This window comes from Chitinophaga sp. 05T412 (assembly GCF_056396465.1).
In genome coordinates this window covers 1-380 of record NZ_JBFTLN010000110.1, presented here as the reverse complement: position 1 = coordinate 380, position 380 = coordinate 1, and the positions used below count along the sequence as shown (strand labels likewise).

General features: G+C 70.3%; 1 protein-coding gene. It reads right to left on the bottom strand.

Annotated elements, in window-relative coordinates:
- The coding region (locus tag AC1DFM_RS34900; protein WP_477081401.1) for an alpha/beta fold hydrolase at positions 1-353 on the bottom strand (353 nt) is incomplete at its 3' end.
- Positions 354-380 lie beyond the last annotated feature (27 nt).

Below are 380 nucleotides of genomic sequence, written 5' to 3'. Positions count from 1 at the left end.
GGATACTCGGTCGCGACCCGCAGGGTGGTGATGCCGCCCATGGAGTTGCCGATGAAGGCCGCCTGCTCGATGCCGAGCGCGTCGAGCAGGTCGACGGCGGCCCGGGCGTGGTCCGACTCCTCGCGGGTGATCGCCGGCGACCGGCCCCAGCCGGGCATGTCGGGGGCGATGACGTGGAAGTGCTCGGCCAGGACCTCGATGTTGGTCTTGAAGTTGCTCCACCCCGTCGCTCCCGGTCCGGAGCCGTGCAGGAGCACCACCGCCGGCGATGCCGGGTCGCCGGCCTCGCAGAAGTGGATCGTGCCGGAAGCCGTCTCGAGCGTTCGGCTCGTCTGCTCGGATGTCAGCGTCATTGCTGCCTCTCTCGACCGGGCTGGAGG